Raw genomic sequence first — 19568 nt, 5'->3', positions numbered from 1 at the left:
CCCGGCCTCCCGGCCTCCGAGGGCCGTCGCACCTCGCGCCCGCCCATGACGGAGGGGCGGCCCCCTACGGGAACCGCCCCTCCGTCAGGCCGTACGCACCCGGCGTACGCCCCGGGCTCAGCCTTCGAGCATGCCCTTCACCTTGGCGCGGACGTCCTCCGTGTCCAGGCCGCGGATGGTCAGCGTGGTCCGGCGGCGCAGCACGTCGTCCACGGTCTCGGCCCACTCGTGGTCACGGGCGTAGGCGACCTGCGCCCAGATCTCCGGCGCGTCCGGGTGGATGCGCTCGGCCAGCTCCGGGGTCTCGTTCGCCAGGCGCGCGATGTCGAACGACAGCGAACCGTAGTGCGTGGCGAGGTGGCGCGCGGTCTCCGGGGCCATCTGCGGGCCGTCGGCGGTGCCGTCGACCAGCAGGCGGTGGGCGACCGCGCTCGGGTTGGCGATACCGGGCAGCGGGAGCTTCTTCGGCAGGCGCGCGATCGGCTCCATGTCACCGGCCAGCGGGTGGCCGGGGAGCGCGGCGAGCTTGTTCATGACCGTACGGCCGATGTGGCGGAAGGTCGTCCACTTGCCGCCCGCGACGGACAGCATGCCGCCGCTGCCCTCGGTCACGACGGTCTCGCGCTTGGCCTTGGAGGTGTCGCCGGGGCCGCCGGGCAGCACCCGCAGACCGGCGAACGAGTAGGTGATCAGGTCGCGCGTCAGCTGCTGGTCACGGACGGAGAAGGCGGCCTCGTCCAGGATCTGGGCGGTGTCCTTCTCGGTGACCGCGACGTCCGCCGGGTCGCCCTCGTACTCCTCGTCGGTGGTACCGAGCAGCAGCATGTCCTCCCAGGGGAGGGCGAAGGTGATGCGGTACTTGTCGATCGGGGTGGCCAGCGCGGCCTTCCAGGGGGAGGTGCGCTTGAGGACCAGGTGCGCGCCCTTGGAGAGGCGGATGGAGGGGGCCGCGTTCGGGTCCTCCATCTTGCGCAGGTGGTCCACCCACGGGCCGGTCGCGTTGAGGACCAGGCGGGCGCTGACGCCGAACTCCTCGCCGTCCGTGCGGTCCTTCAGCTCGGCACCGGTGACCCGGCCCTGGGTGAAGCGCAGGCCGGTGACCTCGGCGTGGTTGAGGACCGTGGCGCCGGCCGCGACGGCGGCGCGGACGGTCATCAGCGCCATGCGGGCGTCGTTCATCTGGTCGTCGCCGTAGACCGCGACGGCCTTGAGGTTGTCGGTCCGCAGCTCCGGCACGTCGCGCTGGGCCTTGGCCGGCGATATGACGTGGCCGACGCCGTCACCGAACGCGGAGAGCGCGGAGTAGGCGAAGACGCCGGCGCCGAGCTTGGCCGCGCCGTGCGGGCCGCCCTTGTAGACGGGCAGGTAGAAGGTGAGGGGGTTGGCGAGGTGCGGCGCCACCTCACGGGAGACCGCACGCCGCTCGAAGTGGTTCTCCGCCACCAGCTTCACCGCGCCGGTCTGCAGGTAGCGCAGGCCGCCGTGGAGCAGCTTGGAGGAGGCGGAGGAGGTGGCGCCGGCGAAGTCGCCGGCGTCCACCAGGGCCACCCGCAGTCCGGCCTGCGCGGCGTGCCAGGCAGTGGAGATGCCCAGGATGCCGCCGCCGATCACCAGGAGGTCGTACGTCGCCTTGGACAGCTGTTCCCGGGTTTCGGCGCGGCTCGGGGTCGAACCGTCGGCCGGGTGCGTCCCGAGTGCCGGGACGCTCTGCAGGGTGCTCATCAATTACTCCTCGACAGTGTCGTCGTCGAGCCAGCCCATGGAGCGTTCCACTGCCTTGAGCCAGCTCTTGTACTCGCGGTCACGGGTGGCCGCATCCATCCGGGGGGTCCATTCGGCGGCCCGGCGCCAGTTGGCGCGCAGCTCGTCGGTGCTGGACCAGAAGCCGACGGCCAGACCGGCCGCGTAGGCAGCGCCGAGGCAGGTCGTCTCGGCGACCATCGGGCGCACCACCGGCGCGTCCAGGAAGTCCGAGATGGTCTGCATCAGCAGGTTGTTGGAGGTCATACCGCCGTCGACCTTGAGCGCGGTCAGCTCGACGCCGGAGTCCTTCGTCATGGCGTCGGTGATCTCGCGGGTCTGCCAGGCGGTGGCCTCGAGCACGGCGCGGGCGATGTGCGCCTTGGTGACGTAACGGGTCAGACCCGCGATCACACCGCGCGCGTCGGAGCGCCAGTAGGGGGCGAACAGACCGGAGAAGGCCGGGACGAAGTACGCGCCGCCGTTGTCGTCGACGGTGGAGGCCAGTGTCTCGATCTCCGCGGCGGAGTTGATCAGGCCCATCTGGTCGCGCATCCACTGCACCAGCGAACCGGTGACGGCGATGGAGCCTTCCAGCGCGTAGACCGCGTCCTGGCCGCCGATGCGGTAGCCGACGGTGGTCAGCAGCCCGTTGTACGAGTTCACCGGCTGGTTGCCGGTGTTCATCAGCATGAAGGTGCCGGTGCCGTACGTGGACTTGGCCTCGCCCTGCGAGAAGCAGGTCTGGCCGAAGAGCGCGGCCTGCTGGTCACCGAGGGCGGAGGCGACCGGCACACCGGCGAGGGTGCCGGCGGCGGTGGTGCCGTAGACCTCGGCGGAGGACTTGATCTCCGGGAGGACGGCGGCGGGGATGCCGATCGACTGGAGGATCTTCTCGTCCCACTCCAGCGTGTGGAGGTTCATCAGCAGGGTGCGCGAGGCGTTGGTGACGTCCGTGACGTGCACACCGCCGTTCACGCCACCGGTGAGGTTCCAGATGACCCAGGAGTCCATGGTGCCGAAGAGGATGTCGCCGCGCATGGCGCGCTCGCGCAGCCCCTCGACGTTGTCCAGCAGCCAGCGGATCTTCGGGCCCGCGAAGTACGAGGCCAGCGGGAGGCCGGTCTCGCGGCGGAAGCGGTCCTGGCCGACGTTGCGGCCCAGCTCCTTGCAGAGCGCGTCGGTGCGGGTGTCCTGCCAGACGATGGCGTTGTGGACCGGCTCACCGGTGTGCCGGTCCCACAGCAGCGTGGTCTCGCGCTGGTTGGTGATGCCGATCGCCTTGACGTCCTCGGCGGTGACGCCGGCCTTCGCGACGGCGCCGGCCACGACCTGCTGGACGTTGGCCCAGATCTCGGCGGCATCGTGTTCGACCCAGCCGGGCTTGGGGAAGATCTGTTCGTGCTCCTTCTGGTCGACCGACACGATGCGGCCGTCCTTGTCGAACACGATGCAGCGGCTGGAAGTCGTGCCCTGGTCGATGGCGGCGATGAACGGGCCGTGACCGTGGGAGGAGGTGGAGGGGGTGTCGCTCATGGTGTGCTCCAGTGATTCTGTGCGGGCGGAGTCGGTACGGGGACGCGGCTCAGGCGAAGGCCACCTGATAGATGCCACCGGCGATGGCTCCGCCAATCAGCGGGCCGACGACCGGGATCCATGCGTAGCCCCAGTCGGAGCCGCCCTTGTTCGGCAGCGGCAGCAGCGCGTGCACGATACGCGGGCCCAGGTCGCGGACGGGGTTGATCGCGTACCCGGTCGGGCCGCCCAGCGAGAGGCCGATGCCGACGACGACGAACGCGACCAGCAGCGAGCCGATCGGGCCGACACCCTTGCCGTTGTCGCTCAGACCCAGGTTGAGGATCGCCAGCACGAGCACGATGGTGGCGATGATCTCGGTCACGAGGTTCTGAACTGCGTTCCGGATCTCCGGACCGGTGGAGAAGATGCCGAGGACGGGGCCCGCCTTGGGAGCGGTGGCCTTGTCCACCATGCCTTCCTGGCCGTTGTGCGCGGTCAGCACCTCCGGGTCCGACATGTGCGCCTTGAACTGCCCGTAGTAGGCCAGCCAGACCAGTACCGCGCCGATCATGGCGCCGAGCAGCTCACCGGCGAAGTACACCGGCACCTGGCTCCACTCGATGCCGCCCTTGATCGCGAGGGCGAGGGTCACCGCGGGGTTGAGGTGGGCACCGGACTTGGCGGCGATGTACGCGCCCGCGAGTACGGCGAAGCCCCAACCGAAGGCGATGGCGACCCAGCCGGCCGCATGCGCCTTGGAGCGCTTGAAGGTGACGGCGGCGCAGACGCCACCGCCGAGCAGTATCAGAACAGCGGTACCTATGGTCTCGCTGAGGAAGATGTCGGAGCTGGACACCCGCGACTCCTTTGTCCTTCGTCCAGGGGAAGGCGAACCCCGGGTCTCCGGTGGTCCGCGCCCTCCGAGAGGGCTGTGGTCGGCCCCGCGGCATTGCCCACCATAACGAATATTGTCGTGTGGTGTTCGACAATGCCGACCGACGAACGGCAGTTTTGTCCACCTGTTGAACGGCGTCAAGGGTTCTGTGGCGAAAAATTAACCTGGACAAGCAGTGGCAATATGGATCAGAACCGGCCCGCGCCCAGGTCCCTGGACACAGCCCGTGCGCAATCCCTGACAGCAGCGACGATTTCCGGCCGCACCACACCGTCCTGGCACACCCGCTCGACGGCCCCGGTGATGCCCACCGAACCCACCGGCATCCGCCGCCGGTCGTGCACCGGAGCGGCCACCGACGCCACGCCCTCCCAGGTCTCCTCCACGTCCGCGGCCCACCCCCGCGCCCGGGTCAGCTCCAGCGCCGTCTCGAAGGCGTCCGCCCCGGTCGCCGTGTGCGGGGTGAGCTGCTCCCGCTCCACCTCCGCGACCTCGCTGTGCGCCACCGGGTCGTACGCGCACAGCACCTTGCCCAGCGCGGTGCTGTAGAGCGGGTGCATCGCGCCGACCTCCAGGACCTGGCGGCTGTCGTCCGGCCGGAAGACGTGGTGCACGATCAGGACACCCTGCTGGTGCAGGACGCCGAGGTAGACGCTCTCGCCGCTGGAGCGCGCCAGATCGTCGGTCCACACCAGGGCGCGCGCCCGCAGCTCGTGGACGTCGAGGTAGCTGTTGCCCAGGCGCAGCAGTTCCGCGCCGAGCTGGTAGCGGCCGGACGCCGGGTCCTGCTCGACGAACCCCTCCTGCTGGAGGGTGCGCAGGATGCCGTGGGTGGTGCCCTTGGCCAGGCCGATCGCGGAGGAGATGTCGGACAGTCCCAGCCGCCGTTCCCCGCCGGCCAGCAGCCGCAGCACCGCGGCGGCTCGCTCCAGCGACTGGATGGTGCGTGCCATCGGACAACCTCCAAGATGCGCGGTTCGACAATGCTGAACGATATCGGTCGATGCCGAACCGCGGGAGGGTCGGAGTCCACTTGTGATCATGGCCGGTGTACGCCGCTCCGGTCCCTCCGGAGTCCAGGCGCTGGAACAGAAGGACACAGGTACCGGCCCGACGGTTAGGCTGGCGAGGTGCGCCGCCTACCGGGAGGCGCAAAGCCGACAGCCGTCGCAACCAGGGGAGCACCTCCATGGCCTCGTACACGTCCACGTCCGACAGCGCATCCCGCGTCGATTCCTTCCGTGAGGCGCTGGCCTCACGGGTGGTGGTCGCCGACGGCGCGATGGGCACGATGCTGCAGGCGCAGGATCCGTCGATGGAGGACTTCCAGCAGCTGGAGGGCTGCAACGAGATCCTCAACATCACCCGCCCGGACATCGTCCGCTCGGTGCACGAGGAGTACTTCGCGGTCGGCGTCGACTGCGTGGAGACCAACACCTTCGGCGCCAACTTCGCCGCACTGGCCGAGTACGACATCCCCGAGCGCGTCTTCGAGCTCTCCGAGGCGGGCGCCCGCATCGCCCGCGAGGTCGCCGACGAGTTCACCGCCTCGACCGGGCAGCAGCGCTGGGTCCTCGGCTCGATGGGCCCCGGCACCAAGCTGCCCACCCTCGGCCACGCCCCGTACATCACCCTCCGCGACGCCTACCAGCGCAACGCCGAGGGCATGATCGCCGGCGGCGCCGACGCGCTGCTGGTCGAGACCACCCAGGACCTGCTCCAGACGAAGGCGGCCGTCCTCGGCGCCCGCCGCGCCCTGGCCGCCACCGGCACGACGCTTCCGGTCATCTGCTCCGTCACCGTCGAGACCACCGGCACCATGCTGCTCGGCTCCGAGATCGGCGCCGCGCTCACCGCGCTGGAGCCGCTCGGCATCGACATGATCGGCCTCAACTGCGCCACCGGCCCCGCCGAGATGAGCGAGCACCTGCGCTATCTCGCCCGCCACTCCCGCATCCCGCTCGCCTGCATGCCCAACGCCGGCCTGCCGGTCCTGGGCAAGGACGGCGCCCACTACCCGCTGACCGCCGGTGAGCTGGCCGACGCGCAGGAGACGTTCGTCGGCGAGTACGGCCTCTCCCTCGTCGGCGGCTGCTGCGGCACCACCCCCGAGCACCTGCGGCAGGTCGTCGAGCGGGTCCGCGGTCTGACGCCGTCGGCCCGCGAGCCGCGCCCCGAGCCCGGCGCCGCCTCCCTCTATCAGACCGTCCCCTTCCGGCAGGACACCTCGTACCTCGCGATCGGCGAGCGGACCAACGCCAACGGTTCGAAGAAGTTCCGCGAGGCGATGCTCGAAGGCCGCTGGGACGACTGTGTGGAGATGGCCCGCGACCAGATCCGCGAGGGCGCCCACATGCTCGACCTCTGCGTCGACTACGTCGGACGCGACGGCGTCGCCGACATGGAGGAGCTGGCCGGCCGCTTCGCCACCGCCTCCACCCTCCCCATCGTCCTGGACTCCACCGAACTGCCCGTCCTCCGCGCCGGACTGGAGAAGCTGGGCGGCCGCGCCGTCATCAACTCCGTCAACTACGAGGACGGCGACGGCCCCGAGTCCCGCTTCGCCAAGGTCACCGCCCTCGCCGCCGAGCACGGCGCGGCGCTCATCGCGCTGACCATCGACGAGGAGGGCCAGGCCCGCACCGCCGAGCACAAGGTCGCCATCGCCGAGCGCCTCATCGCCGACCTGACCGGCAACTGGGGCGTGCGCGAGTCCGACATCCTCATCGACACCCTCACCTTCACCATCTGCACCGGCCAGGAGGAGTCCCGCAAGGACGGCATCGCCACCATCGAGGCCATCCGGGAGCTGAAGCGCCGTCACCCGGACGTCCAGACCACCCTGGGACTGTCCAACATCTCCTTCGGCCTCAACCCGGCCGCCCGCATCCTGCTCAACTCCGTCTTCCTCGACGAGTGCGTCAAGGCCGGACTGGACTCGGCGATCGTGCACGCCAGCAAGATCCTGCCGATCGCCCGCTTCGACGACGAGCAGGTCGGCTGCGCCCTCGACCTCATCTACGACCGCCGCGCCGAGGGCTACGACCCGCTGCAGAAGCTCATGGCGCTCTTCGAGGGCGTCGACACCAAGTCCCTCAAGGCGGGCAAGGCCGAGGAGCTGGCCGCGCTGCCGCTGGAGGAGCGCCTGGCCCGCCGCATCATCGACGGCGAGAAGAACGGCCTGGAGGCCGACCTCGACGAGGCGCTGCGCGACACCCCCGCCCTCGACATCGTCAACAACACCCTCCTGGAGGGCATGAAGGTCGTCGGCGAACTCTTCGGCTCCGGCCAGATGCAGCTGCCGTTCGTCCTGCAGTCCGCCGAGGTCATGAAGACCGCGGTCGCCCACCTCGAACCGCACATGGAGAAGTCCGACGACGCCGGCAAGGGCACCATCGTCCTGGCGACCGTCCGCGGCGACGTCCACGACATCGGCAAGAACCTCGTCGACATCATCCTCTCCAACAACGGCTACAACGTCGTCAATCTCGGCATCAAGCAGCCGGTCGCCGCGATCCTGGACGCCGCCGAGGAGCACCGCGCCGACGTCATCGGCATGTCCGGCCTGCTGGTCAAGTCCACGGTGATCATGAAGGAGAACCTGGAGGAGCTGAACCAGCGCAAGATGGCCGCCGACTACCCGGTCATCCTCGGCGGCGCCGCCCTCACCCGCGCCTACGTCGAACAGGACCTCCACGAGATCTACGACGGCGAGGTCCGCTACGCCCGCGACGCGTTCGAGGGGCTGCGCCTGATGGACGCGCTGATCGCCGTCAAGCGCGGCGTCCCGGGCGCCACCCTGCCCGAGCTGAAGCAGCGCCGGGTGCCGAAGAAGGACACGGCCGTCCTGGAGGTCGAGGAGCCCGAGGGCTCGGTCCGCTCCGACGTCGCGACCGACAACCCGGTCCCCGCCCCGCCGTTCTGGGGCACCCGCGTCGTCAAGGGCATCCAGCTCGCCGACTACGCCTCCTGGCTGGACGAGGGCGCCCTCTTCAAGGGCCAGTGGGGCCTCAAGCAGGCGCGCACCGGCGACGGCCCCAGCTACGAGGAGCTGGTGGAGGCCGAGGGACGGCCGCGGCTGCGCGGCTGGCTCGACCGGCTCCAGACGGAGAACCTGCTGGAAGCCGCCGTCGTCCACGGCTACTTCCCGTGCGTCTCCAAGGGCGACGACCTCATCCTGCTCCACGAGGACGGCACCGAGCGCACCCGCTTCACCTTCCCGCGCCAGCGCCGCGGCCGCCGGCTGTGCCTGGCGGACTTCTTCCGCCCGGAGGAGTCCGGCGAGACCGATGTCGTCGGCCTCCAGGTCGTCACCGTCGGCTCCCGCATCGGCGAGGAGACCGCCAAGCTCTTCGCCGCCAACTCCTACCGCGACTACCTCGAACTGCACGGCCTCTCCGTCCAGCTCGCGGAGGCGCTGGCCGAGTACTGGCACGCCCGGGTCCGCGCCGAGCTGGGCTTCGGCGGCGAGGACCCGTCCGACGTCGAGGACATGTTCGCCCTGAAGTACCGCGGCGCCCGCTTCTCCCTGGGCTACGGCGCCTGCCCCGACCTGGAGGACCGCGCGAAGATCGCCGACCTCCTCCAGCCGGAGCGCATCGGCGTCCAGCTCTCCGAGGAGTTCCAGCTCCACCCCGAGCAGTCCACCGACGCGATCGTCATCCACCACCCCGAGGCGAAGTACTTCAACGCCCGGTGAGGTCCCGGGCCGTCCGTCGCCCGAACGGCGGACGGCCCGCTTCCGCGTCACCCCCGCGGACCGGCACGCACAGTCGTAGACTGGTCGGTCCGGTAGCGGCCGGTCAGCACCCCACTCCGGGGCGGTGGCCGGCCCTTTTGTCCCCCAGGGGACGTCTCACGGAGGTGGACGGATGACCAGCAGCATCCCCGCGGCCGACTCCCGGGCGGCGAAGAACACCGCCCTCCAGGCAGTCTTCCTCGACCTGGACGGCACGCTCGTGGACACCGAGGGATTCTGGTGGGAGGCGGAGTCCGAGGTCTTCGCCGAACTGGGCCACATCCTCGACGACACCCACCGCGAGGTCGTCGTCGGCGGGCCCATGACCCGCAGCGCCGGATATCTGATTCAGGCCACCGGGGCTCAGATCGGCCTGCCGGAGCTGAGCGGACTGCTCAACGCCCGCTTCGCCGCCCGGATCGGCCGCGGTGTGCCGCTGATGCCCGGCGCCCGCCGGCTGCTGGGCGAACTGGCCGCACACGGCATCCCCACCGCCCTGGTCTCCGCCTCGCACCGCGCCATCATCGACCGCATGCTGCACTCCCTGGGCCCGGCCATCTTCCATCTGACGCTCGCCGGTGACGAACTGGAACGCACCAAGCCGCACCCGGACCCGTACCTCACCGCCGCCGCCCGGCTGGGCGTCGACCCGGCGCGGTGCGCGGTGGTGGAGGACACCCTCACGGGCGTGCGCGCGGGCGAGGCGGCCGGGTGCCGGGTCGTCGCCGTGCCGTCGGTGGTGCCGGTGCCGCCCGCCGCGGGACGGACCGTCGTCCGGTCACTCGAAGAAGTTGATCTTTCTTTTCTCCGGGCCCTCATCACGGAAAGCAATTGACGCGTGCACTGAGCGTTCCTCCGGGAAAGCGGACGGAACTCACGGCAGTGGCCCGCTCATTTTCCGTGACGTATACCCTGGCTGAATTCCCGCATTGTCGCTGCCACCGGGGCGCGTGACGTTTCTCACGCGCCCCGGTGTCGACAGGTGTCCCGACGGACGTTCCAGAGGGGTCCGGGGCCCTGAAGTGCGGGGGTAAGTGTCCGGATTCATGGGGTGACGTGTAGTTCGTTCCGGCGTCCGGTAATCGGAGATCGATGTGCTGATATCCGGTGTCCCTATAACGGCAACTCCGTTGGTGCCCGGACGCGATGGCTGTTCCTACTAATGTCGACGCGAGCAACACCTCTGCGCTGATAAGGAACCTGCCGACGATGAATCGCAAGACCTTGGTGCTGCCGGCTCTGGCCGGTCTGCTCGCCCCCGTACTCGCGGCCTGTGGCGGCCCGGACGGCGCGGGCGGGAGTGGCGATCCCATCGTCGTCGGGGTCGCCACGCAGATGGAGGCCACCAAGGATGCCCCCGCTCCGTTCGACCCGGCGCAGGCGTACGACGTCGACGCGATGAACGTGCTGCGCGGCACCCTCCAGACGCTGCTGCGGCTGCCCAGAACCGGCACCACGCCGGTCCCCGAGGCGGCCAAGACCTGCGGCTTCCGCGACACGCGGAACGAGCAGTACCGGTGCACCCTCCGCAGCGACCTGAAGTTCTCCAACGGTCACGCGCTCACCGCGCAGGACGTGAAGTTCTCCATCGACCGCGTCCAGAAGATCAACTACGCCAACGGTCCCGGCACGCTCGTCAACGACATCGACAAGGTCGAGACGCCCAGCGACACCGAGGTGGTCTTCCACCTCAAGAGGCCGGACGCGACCTTCCCGCAGAAGCTCACCACCCCGGCCGCGGGCATCGTCGACCACCAGGTGTACCCCGCCGACCGCCTCTACAGCGGCTTCGAGCTCGTCGGCTCCGGCCCGTACACGCTCAAGGCGGACCACAGCGGCGAGCACATCAACAAGATCACCTTCACCCGGAACCCCGGCTACAAGGGCGCCGTGAAGCCGCTGAACGACAAGGTCGAGATGCGGTTCTTCCCCAGCTCGTCCGCGATGGAGAAGGCGCTGCGCAAGGGCCAGATCGACCTGATGAACCGTGGTCTGTCGCCCGCTCAGGTCAAGGGCCTGCAGAACTCCCGGGGCGAACACATCACCCTCCAGGAGATGCCCGGCCAGGAGATCCGCTACCTCGCCTTCAACACCAAGGACCCGTCGGTCTCCAACCCGGCCGTCCGCCAGGCGATGGCACAGCTCGTCAACCGCTCGCAGATCCTGCGCGACGTCTACTCCTACGTCGGCGACCCGCTGTACTCCCTGGTGCCGACCGGCCTCACCGGCCACATCAACTCCTTCTTCACCAAGTACGGGAACCCCAGCGTCCCGGCCGCCCGCCAGATCCTGGAGCGGGCGAACATCAACACCCCGGTGAAGGTGACGCTGACGTACACCGAGAACCACTACGGCGCCAGCACCGCCAAGGAGTTCGCGGCGCTGAAGCAGCAGCTCAACGACAGCAAGCTGTTCGACGTCGACATCAAGGCCGTCAACAACTGGCAGCAGTTCCGCACCGACTCCTCCAACGGCAAGTACGCCGTCTACGGCATGGGCTGGTTCCCCGACATCCCGGACGCCGACAACTACGTCGGTCCGTTCCTCGGCAAGGGCAACTTCCTCAACTCGCCGTACCGCAACGCGAAGATCGAGTCGCAGCTGATCCCCGCCACCCGCCAGGAGACCGACCGCAACGCCGCGGGCACCGGCTTCAAGGAGATCCAGAACATCCTCGCCGACGACGTGCCGATCCTCCCGCTGTGGCAGGGCAAGCAGTACGTCGCCGCCCGTGACGACATCACCGGTGTGGAGTGGGCGCTCAACTCCTCCTCGGCGCTGCAGATCTGGGAGCTGGGCCGCGGCGTCTCCGACTGACGCACGGCACACAGCAGGAGGGGCCGGTCCGGGAAGAGTCTCCCGGACCGGCCCCTCCGGCCGTTCCACGCCGCCCGCGGCGGGGCCCCCGCGCCGCTACTGGGCGCCGGGGCGCACCAGCCCGCTCTCGTACGCGTACACGGCGGCCTGTACGCGGTCGCGCAGGCCCAGCTTGGTCAGCACATGGCCCACATGGGTCTTGACCGTCGTCTCGCTCACGAAGAGGTCCGCGGCGATCTCGGCGTTCGACAGGCCGCGCGCGACCAGCTTCAGCACCTCCACCTCGCGGTCGGTGAGGGTGTCCAGGGTGTCCGGCACCGGCTCCTCGCCGGACGGCAGATGCCCCGCGTACTTGTCGAGCAGCCGGCGGGTGATGCTCGGCGCCAGCATCGCCTCGCCCGCGGCCACCACCCGGATCGCCTGCACCAGCTCATGGGCCGGGGCGTCCTTGAGCAGAAAGCCGCTGGCGCCCGCGCGCAGCGCCTCGACGACGTACTCGTCCAGATCGAAGGTGGTCAGCACCAGCACCTTCGCCGGGCCGTCCTTCGCCGGGCCGGTGATCTGGCGCGTCGCCTCCACGCCGTCCATCCGCGGCATGCGGATGTCCATCAGCACCACATCGGGCTGGAGCGCCCGGACCTGCTCCAGTGCCTGGAGGCCGTCACCGGCCTCGCCGACGACCGCCAGATCCTGCTCGGCCTCCAGGATCATCCGGAAGCCCGTACGCAGCAGCGGCTGGTCATCGACCAGCAGGACACGGATTGCCACCACTTCTCCTTTGTTGGACCGGCTCCATTCTGCCCTGCTCGCCCTGAGGGCCGTCCCGTAACCCCTGGCGGGCGTGCGACGCCATGTGCGGCAGCCCTCAGGCGCCGTCCGCCGGGCGGATCTCCAGCGGATACACCGGGGGAGTGCCGCCGAACTCCGGACAGTGCGCCTGGTGGTCGCACCAGCCGCACAGCTTCGTCGGCCGCGGCCGCCAGTCGCCCGTCGCCGTGGCCGCCTTGATCGCGTCCCACAGCGCCAGCAACTTCCGCTCCACGGCGAGCAGTTCGCTCTCGCCCGGGTCGTAGGTGATGATGTCGCCGCTGCCCAGATAGACGAGCTGGAGCCGCCGCGGCACCACCCCGCGCAGCCGCCACACCACCAGCGCGTAGAACTTCATCTGGAACAGCGCGCCCTCGGCGAACTGCGGCCGCGGCGCCTTGCCGGTCTTGTAGTCGACGATCCGGACCTCGCCGGTCGGCGCGACATCCACCCGGTCGATGAAGCCGCGCAGCTGCAGCCCCGACTCCAGCACCGTCTCGACGTACAGCTCCCGCTCGGCCGGCTCCAGGCGGGTCGGGTCCTCCAGCGTGAACCACCGCTCCACCAGGGCCTCGGCGTCCGCCAGCCACCCGGCCAGCTGCTCGCCCGCCGGGTCGTCGGCGAACAGCTCCGCCAGCTCCGGCCGCTTGGCCAGCAACTTCTCCCACTCACCGGCGACCATCGCCCGCGCGCCACCCGCCGTACGCTCCGCCGCGGGCGCGTCGAACAGCCGCTCCAGGACGGCATGGACCACCGTGCCCCGCGTCGCCGCCGGGCTGGGCTTCTCCGGCAGCTTGTCGATCACCCGGAAGCGGTAGAGCAGCGGGCACTGGAGGAAATCGCTCGCCCGCGACGGCGACAGCGCCACCGGCGGCCCGGGCCGCCCCGACCGCGCGGCGGGCTCCGCCACCGGCGCACCGGCGGCCACGGCCTGCGCATCGACCGGCCCCGGCTGCGGCCCGATCGCCGCCGCCCGCGGCCCGCCGGCCGCCGCGCCCTGCCCGTCCGCGGACGGTGCCGCCGCTCCGTCCGCCGCCTCCTGCGCGCGCGGGTCGTGCGGTGCGTCCGGCCCGGCGTTCTCGGTGCTCGTTCCCATGACACCCGACCCTACGGCCCGCCACTGACAACGCCCTCCCGCCGCAGCCCGCCGCCACGGCGCCGGCGACGGCCCCGCAACGGATCCGCGACGGCGGCTCGGCATACCATCGACGGCAGAACCCCTTTGCCCTGCACGATCGGGACGACCGAACGATCGGACCGAGCAGGTGCGAAGGCCGCAATTCCGACGAGGGGACGCCGTGGACGACAGCGGGAAGCCGCAGGACCCCCAGGAGCCGCAGGGCCCCGAGGAGCCTCGGCCGAACCGACCGGCCGAGCCGCGCCGGGACCCCGGGACCGGCCCGGGCGGCAAGGCGCCGAAGCCCGTTCGCCGCAAGGGCACCGGCGGCGGCATCCTGATGGGCCGCCCCTTCGGCGTGCCCGTCTACGTCGCCCCCAGCTGGTTCCTCGTCGCCGCCCTGATCACCTGGGTCTTCGGCGGCCAGCTCGAACAGGTCCTGCCGGAGCTGGGCGCCGCCCGCTACCTCGTCTCGCTCTTCTTCGCGGTCGCCTTCTACGCCTCGGTCCTCGTCCACGAGCTGGCGCACACCGTCGCCGCCCTCCGCTTCAAGCTGCCGGTGCGCCGCATCCAGCTGCAGTTCTTCGGCGGCGTCTCGGAGATCGAGAAGGAGAGCGAGACCCCCGGCCGGGAGTTCGTCCTCGCCTTCGTGGGCCCGCTGCTCTCCCTCGTCCTGGCCGGTGTCTTCTACGGCGGCATGATGCTGGTCGAGCCGCGCACCGTCCCCGGCGTCCTGATGGCCGGCCTGATGATCTCCAACCTCATCGTGGCGGTCTTCAACCTCCTGCCCGGCCTGCCCCTGGACGGCGGCCGGATGCTGCGCGCCGTCGTCTGGAAGATCACCGGCCGCCCCATGAGCGGCACCGTCGCCGCCGCCTGGGTGGGCCGCGCGCTCGCCGTCACGGTCCTCATCGGCCTGCCGCTGCTGACCCACTCCGGCGCGCTCGGCACCCCGCCCGCCGACATCACCGGTACGGACTCCCTCACCGACGCCCTGCTCGCAGCCGTCCTCGCCGCCATCATCTGGACCGGCGCGGGCAACAGCCTGCGCATGGCCCGCCTGCGCGAACGCCTCCCCGACCTCGGCGCCCGGGCCCTCACCCGCCGCGCCGCGCCCACCCCGCCCGACACCTCGCTCGCCGAGGCGCTGCGCCGCGCCAACGACGCCGGGGCCCGCGCCCTCGTCGTCGTCGACCCCGAGGGCGGGCCCACCGGCATCGTCCGCGAGGCCGCCATCGTGGGCGTACCGGAGCACCGCCGTCCCTGGGTGGCGGTCGGCACGCTCGCCCAGGACCTCAAGGACGGCATGCGCGTCCCGGCCGACCTCTCCGGCGAGGAGCTGCTGGAACACCTCCGGACCACCCCGGCCAGCGAGTACCTCGTCGTCGAGGAGACCGGGGAGATCTACGGCGTACTCTCCGCCGCCGACGTCGAGCGCGCCTTCGTCACCGCCATGGCCCGCCATTCCTGACCGCCCCGCACCGGCCCCGAGGACCCGCCCGGCGCTCCCCGGTGCCGCCGCCGGGCGCCCGCTGGTCCGGGGCACGCCCCGGGGCCGGTAGGCTGGTCACATGTCCGAACCGACCGGTGCCGCCCGCCGTCGCGGGCCCTTCAAGGTCGGGGACCAGGTCCAGCTCACCGACCCCAAGGGACGCCACTACACCTTCACGCTCGAAGAGGGCAAGAGCTTCCACACCCACAAGGGAGCCTTCCCCCACGACGAGCTGATCGGTGCTCCCGAGGGCAGTGTTGTCCGTACCACCGGGAACGTCGCCTACCTCGCGCTGCGCCCGCTGCTCCCCGACTACGTCCTGTCCATGCCCCGCGGCGCAGCCGTGGTCTACCCCAAGGACGCGGGGCAGATCCTGGCGATGGCCGACATCTTCCCCGGCGCCCGCGTCGTCGAGGCGGGGGTGGGATCCGGCTCGCTGAGCAGCTTCCTGCTCCGCGCCATCGGCGACCAGGGAATGCTGCACTCCTACGAGCGCCGCGCCGACTTCGCCGACATCGCCACGCAGAACGTCGAGCGGTACTTCGGCGGTCCGCACCCCGCGTGGACGCTCACCGTCGGCGACCTCCAGGACAACCTCTCCGACACCGACGTCGACCGGGTCATCCTGGACATGCTCGCCCCCTGGGAGTGCCTGGAGGCCGTCTCCAAGGCCCTCGTCCCCGGCGGCATCCTCTGCGCGTACGTCGCCACGACCACGCAGCTGGCCCGCACCGTCGAGGCGATCCGTGAGCACGGCACCTTCAACGAGCCGTCGGCCTGGGAGACCATGGTCCGCACCTGGCACGTCGAGGGCCTGGCCGTCCGCCCGGACCACCGCATGATCGGGCACACCGGCTTCCTGCTCACCGCCCGTCGCCTCGCCGACGGCGTCGAGCCCCCGCTGCGCCGCCGCCGCCCCGCCAAGGGCGCGTACGGCGACGACTACACCGGCCCCGGCTCCGCCTCGGGCGGCGCCGCCAAGGACGCCTCCGGCTCCGCCGCCGAGCGCGGCTGACCGCAGACTTCCGGCCACCGAACAACCGGGCGCCGCCGATGAGTTCCCCTCGGGGGAACCGTCGGCGGCGCTCTGTCGTTTCCGGAGTGTTCCCGGCGTGAAACTCGGGTCCCGCTGGTTCCTCGGCACCCCGCCTTGTGGAACGATGCTGGGCACTCCCACCGCCACAGCACTTCACAGGAGTTACCCCGCGTGCAGCCCTTGGCAGGCCAGGACCTTTCGCACACCCAGCCCCGCCCCATGCACTGGCTCACCACGGCCACCGCCGTCGCCGCGGTCATCGCCGCCGCGTCCTTCGTCCAGCCTCCCGATGCGACGGCCAACGCCGCTTCTGCGAAGCCCGGCCGCACGGCGCCCGCTCCCGACGCGCGCGCCGTGGCCTTCCCCCTCGACTGCGGACCCAACCGCCTCGAAGTGGTGAAACAGGTATCCGGTGATCTTGACGGCGACGGCACCACCGAAACCGTCGCCACCGTCCGCTGCCACAGCGACGCCGGCACCCCGCCCAGCGGCGTCTACGTCCTCGCCCGCACCTCCGACGCCAAGGCCACGCCCCGCATCGTGGCGACGCTCCTGGACCCGTCCCGGCAGCTGAGCGTCCAGGACCTCACCCTGCACGACGGCACGGTCTCCGCGACGCTCCTGGGCTACTCCACCACCGATGTCCCGCGCTGCTGCCCCGACGTCCGCACCGACACCAAGTGGCGCTGGCAGGGCGGCAAGTTCCTGCGCATCGACGACGAGGCCGCTCTGGGCACCGCCCGCGTCTGACCTGCCGCCGCCCGGCCCGGCGCCCCACGGGGACCGGGCCGGGAGCGGCCCCGCCCGGACAGCGGAAGGCGGCGGTCGCACATCGCGCCGCCGCCACTCCCGGTCCGTTCCCCGCTACTCCGCGTCGGGACCGTAGACCTCCACCTGATCGGCGACCCGCCGCACATGGATGCAGTCCCCGGGGCACTCCTTCGCGGAGTCCCGTACGTCGTCGAGGAGCGGCAGCGGGACGGGCGTGGTGGCGCCCTTGTCCTGCAGCAGCTCGTCGTCCGCGCTCTTGACGTACGCCAGCCCGTCGATGTCCAGCTCGAAGACCTCCGGCGCGTACTGCGCACAGATCCCGTCCCCCGTGCACAGGTCCTGGTCGATCCAGACTTCAAGCTCTGGACGGGCTTCTTCCTGCGCGGTCATCTCGCCTGCCGTTTCCTGCGTACGTGAAGCATTTTTGTCTAAGTGGCGCCAGCCCTGACGGGTGTTGACCGTCCCGACGATACAACCGGTCGCTTTCCGATGTTGTTCGGTGGGTATTCCCTTGGTGAGCGGACGTGCGCAAGGGTGAAGATCGGACACGCCCCGACCGTCTTTTCGATCTAGGGGTTTCAACCCGCACCCGCCCAGGTAGGGTCAGGAAGCGTCCAGCTCCCCTTGGAGGAGGTGAGGACCGTGGCAGCCCACGACGACGACATCAACCGCGGCATCCGGCCGGGGCGGGGGTCCGAGGATCCCGCCGGTCAGGTTGCCTATCTTGAGCAGGAGATCGCCGTCCTGCGACGTAAGCTCGCCGACTCTCCGCGGCATACGAGGATTCTCGAAGAGCGGATCGTCGAGCTGCAGACCAATCTGGCCGGCGTTTCCGCGCAGAACGAACGCCTCGCGAATACGCTGCGCGAGGCGCGCGACCAGATCGTCGCCCTCAAGGAGGAGGTCGACCGGCTCGCCCAGCCGCCGGCCGGCTTCGGTGTCTTTCTGCAGGCCAATGAGGACGACACGGTCGATATTTTCACCGGCGGCCGCAAGCTCCGGGTGAATGTCAGCCCCAGCGTGGAGACGGACGGTCTCCGGCGTGGCCAGGAGGTCATGCTCAACGAGGCGCTCAACGTGGTCGAGGCCATGGAGTTCGAGAGCGCCGGGGACATCGTCACCCTCAAGGAGATCCTGGAGGACGGCGAGCGCGCCCTGGTGGTCGGGCACACCGACGAGGAGCGGGTGGTGCGGCTCGCCGAGCCGCTGCTGGACACGACCATCCGCCCCGGCGACGCCCTCCTCCTCGAACCGCGCTCCGGCTACGTCTACGAAGTCATTCCCAAGAGCGAGGTCGAGGAGCTGGTCCTCGAAGAGGTCCCGGACATCGACTACAACAAGATCGGCGGTCTGGGCGGCCAGATCGAGCTGATCCGGGATGCGGTCGAGCTGCCCTACCTCTACCCCGACCTCTTCAAGGAGCACGAACTCCGCCCGCCCAAGGGCGTCTTGCTCTACGGCCCGCCCGGCTGCGGCAAGACGCTCATCGCCAAGGCGGTCGCCAACTCCCTCGCCAAGAAGGTCGCCGAGGTGACCGGGCAGCCCGCGGGGAAGAGCTTCTTCCTCAACATCAAGGGCCCCGAGCTGCTCAACAAGTACGTCGGCGAGACGGAGCGCCACATCCGGCTGGTCTTCCAGCGGGCCCGCGAGAAGGCCGGCGAGGGCACCCCCGTCATCGTCTTCTTCGACGAGATGGACTCCCTCTTCCGCACCCGCGGCTCCGGCGTCAGCTCGGACGTGGAGAACACCATCGTCCCGCAGCTGCTCTCCGAGATCGACGGTGTGGAGGGCCTGGAGAACGTCATCGTCATCGGCGCCTCGAACCGCGAGGACATGATCGACCCGGCGATCCTCCGCCCGGGACGGCTCGATGTGAAGATCAAGATCGAGCGCCCGGACGCCGAGGCGGCCAAGGACATCTTCTCCAAGTACCTCACCGAGCGCCTGCCGCTGCACACCGACGACCTCGCCGAGCACGGCGGCTCCCGGAAGGCCGCGGTCAGCGGCATGATCCAGTCGGTCGTCGAGCAGATGTACGCGGAATCCGAGGAGAACCGCTTCCTGGAGGTCACCTACGCCAACGGTGACAAGGAAGTCCTCTACTTCAAGGATTTCAACTCCGGCGCGATGATCGAGAACATCGTCGGCCGTGCGAAGAAGATGGCCATCAAGGCTTTCCTCGAACACGAGCAGAAGGGCCTTCGGGTCTCCCACCTCCTCCAGGCGTGCGTGGACGAGTTCAAGGAGAACGAAGACCTGCCCAACACCACCAACCCGGACGACTGGGCCCGTATCTCCGGAAAGAAGGGCGAGCGGATCGTCTACATCCGCACGCTGGTCACCGGAAAGCAGGGCGCGGACACCGGCCGCTCCATCGACACGGTCGCCAATACCGGCCAATACCTGTAAACCGCGCTCCGGCTGCGGATGTCCTGCACGGGGCGTCCGCAGCCGGATGCTTTTTGGGGCCGAAAGTGGCCCCAAAAAGCCGTGCGGCAGGAATCCGAATGGAGCAATGACTGTCATGATCTCCCCAGTACCGCAATGGCGCTCTAGGCTCAGGGGTACCGCCGCGTCACACGGTACGGATGCGGGGAGCACACGCGGATCGGAAGCGCAGCGGTACTTGAGCGCCGA

Annotated in this window: 14 protein-coding genes; 7 read left to right on the top strand and 7 right to left on the bottom strand. The window is 70.2% G+C overall.

Going from position 1 to position 19568, the window contains the following annotated elements; translation table 11 throughout:
• Positions 1-117: 117 nt before the first annotated feature.
• The 4 genes from ACZ4U4_RS16580 to ACZ4U4_RS16565 all read right to left on the bottom strand — a co-directional run bounded on the left by ACZ4U4_RS16580 (position 118) and on the right by ACZ4U4_RS16565 (position 5106).
• Complete coding sequence (locus ACZ4U4_RS16580; protein WP_467874271.1) at positions 118-1722, bottom strand: glycerol-3-phosphate dehydrogenase/oxidase; 1605 nt, start codon at positions 1720-1722, stop codon at positions 118-120.
• A 3-nt stretch (positions 1723-1725) separates the two neighbouring features.
• A complete protein-coding gene (gene glpK / locus ACZ4U4_RS16575; protein WP_467874268.1) occupies positions 1726-3276 on the bottom strand; it encodes a glycerol kinase GlpK in 1551 nt (516 codons plus the stop codon).
• Positions 3277-3325: 49 nt separating this feature from the next.
• Positions 3326-4114, bottom strand: a complete 789-nt coding sequence (locus tag ACZ4U4_RS16570) for an MIP/aquaporin family protein (protein WP_467874266.1) — start codon at positions 4112-4114, stop codon at positions 3326-3328.
• A gap of 227 nt (positions 4115-4341) precedes the next feature.
• On the bottom strand, positions 4342-5106 hold the full coding sequence (locus tag ACZ4U4_RS16565) for an IclR family transcriptional regulator (RefSeq protein ID WP_467874263.1): 765 nt from the start codon (positions 5104-5106) through the stop codon (positions 4342-4344).
• Between the two features lie 236 nt (positions 5107-5342).
• On the opposite strand from ACZ4U4_RS16565, the gene metH reads away from it, so the two are divergent.
• The 3 genes from metH (at position 5343) to ACZ4U4_RS16550 (ending at position 11708) form a co-directional block, all read left to right on the top strand.
• Positions 5343-8852, top strand: coding sequence for a methionine synthase (gene metH / locus ACZ4U4_RS16560; protein WP_467874260.1), 3510 nt, complete (start codon positions 5343-5345; stop codon positions 8850-8852).
• A gap of 172 nt (positions 8853-9024) precedes the next feature.
• Positions 9025-9726, top strand: coding sequence for an HAD family hydrolase (locus ACZ4U4_RS16555; RefSeq protein ID WP_467874258.1), 702 nt, complete (start codon positions 9025-9027; stop codon positions 9724-9726).
• 374 nt (positions 9727-10100) lie between these two features.
• Positions 10101-11708 (top strand): ABC transporter substrate-binding protein, encoded by a 1608-nt coding sequence (locus ACZ4U4_RS16550; protein ID WP_467874255.1) that lies wholly within the window; start codon positions 10101-10103, stop codon positions 11706-11708.
• A 96-nt stretch (positions 11709-11804) separates the two neighbouring features.
• On the opposite strand, the gene ACZ4U4_RS16545 is transcribed toward ACZ4U4_RS16550, so the two are convergent.
• Positions 11805-12476, bottom strand: coding sequence for a response regulator (locus ACZ4U4_RS16545; RefSeq protein WP_030284178.1), 672 nt, complete (start codon positions 12474-12476; stop codon positions 11805-11807).
• A gap of 97 nt (positions 12477-12573) precedes the next feature.
• Positions 12574-13611, bottom strand: a complete 1038-nt coding sequence (locus tag ACZ4U4_RS16540; protein WP_467874252.1) for a RecB family exonuclease — start codon at positions 13609-13611, stop codon at positions 12574-12576.
• Between the two features lie 202 nt (positions 13612-13813).
• On the opposite strand from ACZ4U4_RS16540, the gene ACZ4U4_RS16535 reads away from it, so the two are divergent.
• The 3 genes from ACZ4U4_RS16535 (at position 13814) to ACZ4U4_RS16525 (ending at position 16910) form a co-directional block, all read left to right on the top strand.
• Positions 13814-15103 (top strand): site-2 protease family protein, encoded by a 1290-nt coding sequence (locus tag ACZ4U4_RS16535; protein ID WP_467874250.1) that lies wholly within the window; start codon positions 13814-13816, stop codon positions 15101-15103.
• Between the two features lie 100 nt (positions 15104-15203).
• On the top strand, positions 15204-16139 hold the full coding sequence (locus ACZ4U4_RS16530; protein WP_467874247.1) for a tRNA (adenine-N1)-methyltransferase: 936 nt from the start codon (positions 15204-15206) through the stop codon (positions 16137-16139).
• A gap of 192 nt (positions 16140-16331) precedes the next feature.
• Positions 16332-16910: a hypothetical protein gene (locus ACZ4U4_RS16525; RefSeq protein ID WP_467874245.1), complete on the top strand. Its 579-nt coding sequence runs from the start codon at positions 16332-16334 to the stop codon at positions 16908-16910.
• A 114-nt stretch (positions 16911-17024) separates the two neighbouring features.
• Here the strand turns inward: ACZ4U4_RS16525 and ACZ4U4_RS16520 are convergent, their stop codons facing one another.
• A complete protein-coding gene (locus ACZ4U4_RS16520) occupies positions 17025-17321 on the bottom strand; it encodes a ferredoxin (RefSeq protein WP_467874242.1) in 297 nt (98 codons plus the stop codon).
• Between the two features lie 252 nt (positions 17322-17573).
• On the opposite strand from ACZ4U4_RS16520, the gene arc reads away from it, so the two are divergent.
• Positions 17574-19340, top strand: a complete 1767-nt coding sequence (gene arc, locus ACZ4U4_RS16515; protein ID WP_467874239.1) for a proteasome ATPase — start codon at positions 17574-17576, stop codon at positions 19338-19340.
• Positions 19341-19568: the final 228 nt, after the last annotated feature.

The organism is Streptomyces sp. NPDC029159 (assembly GCF_055564055.1).
Note: the sequence above shows the minus strand (reverse complement) of the source record. Positions and strands in the feature narration are given on the sequence as shown.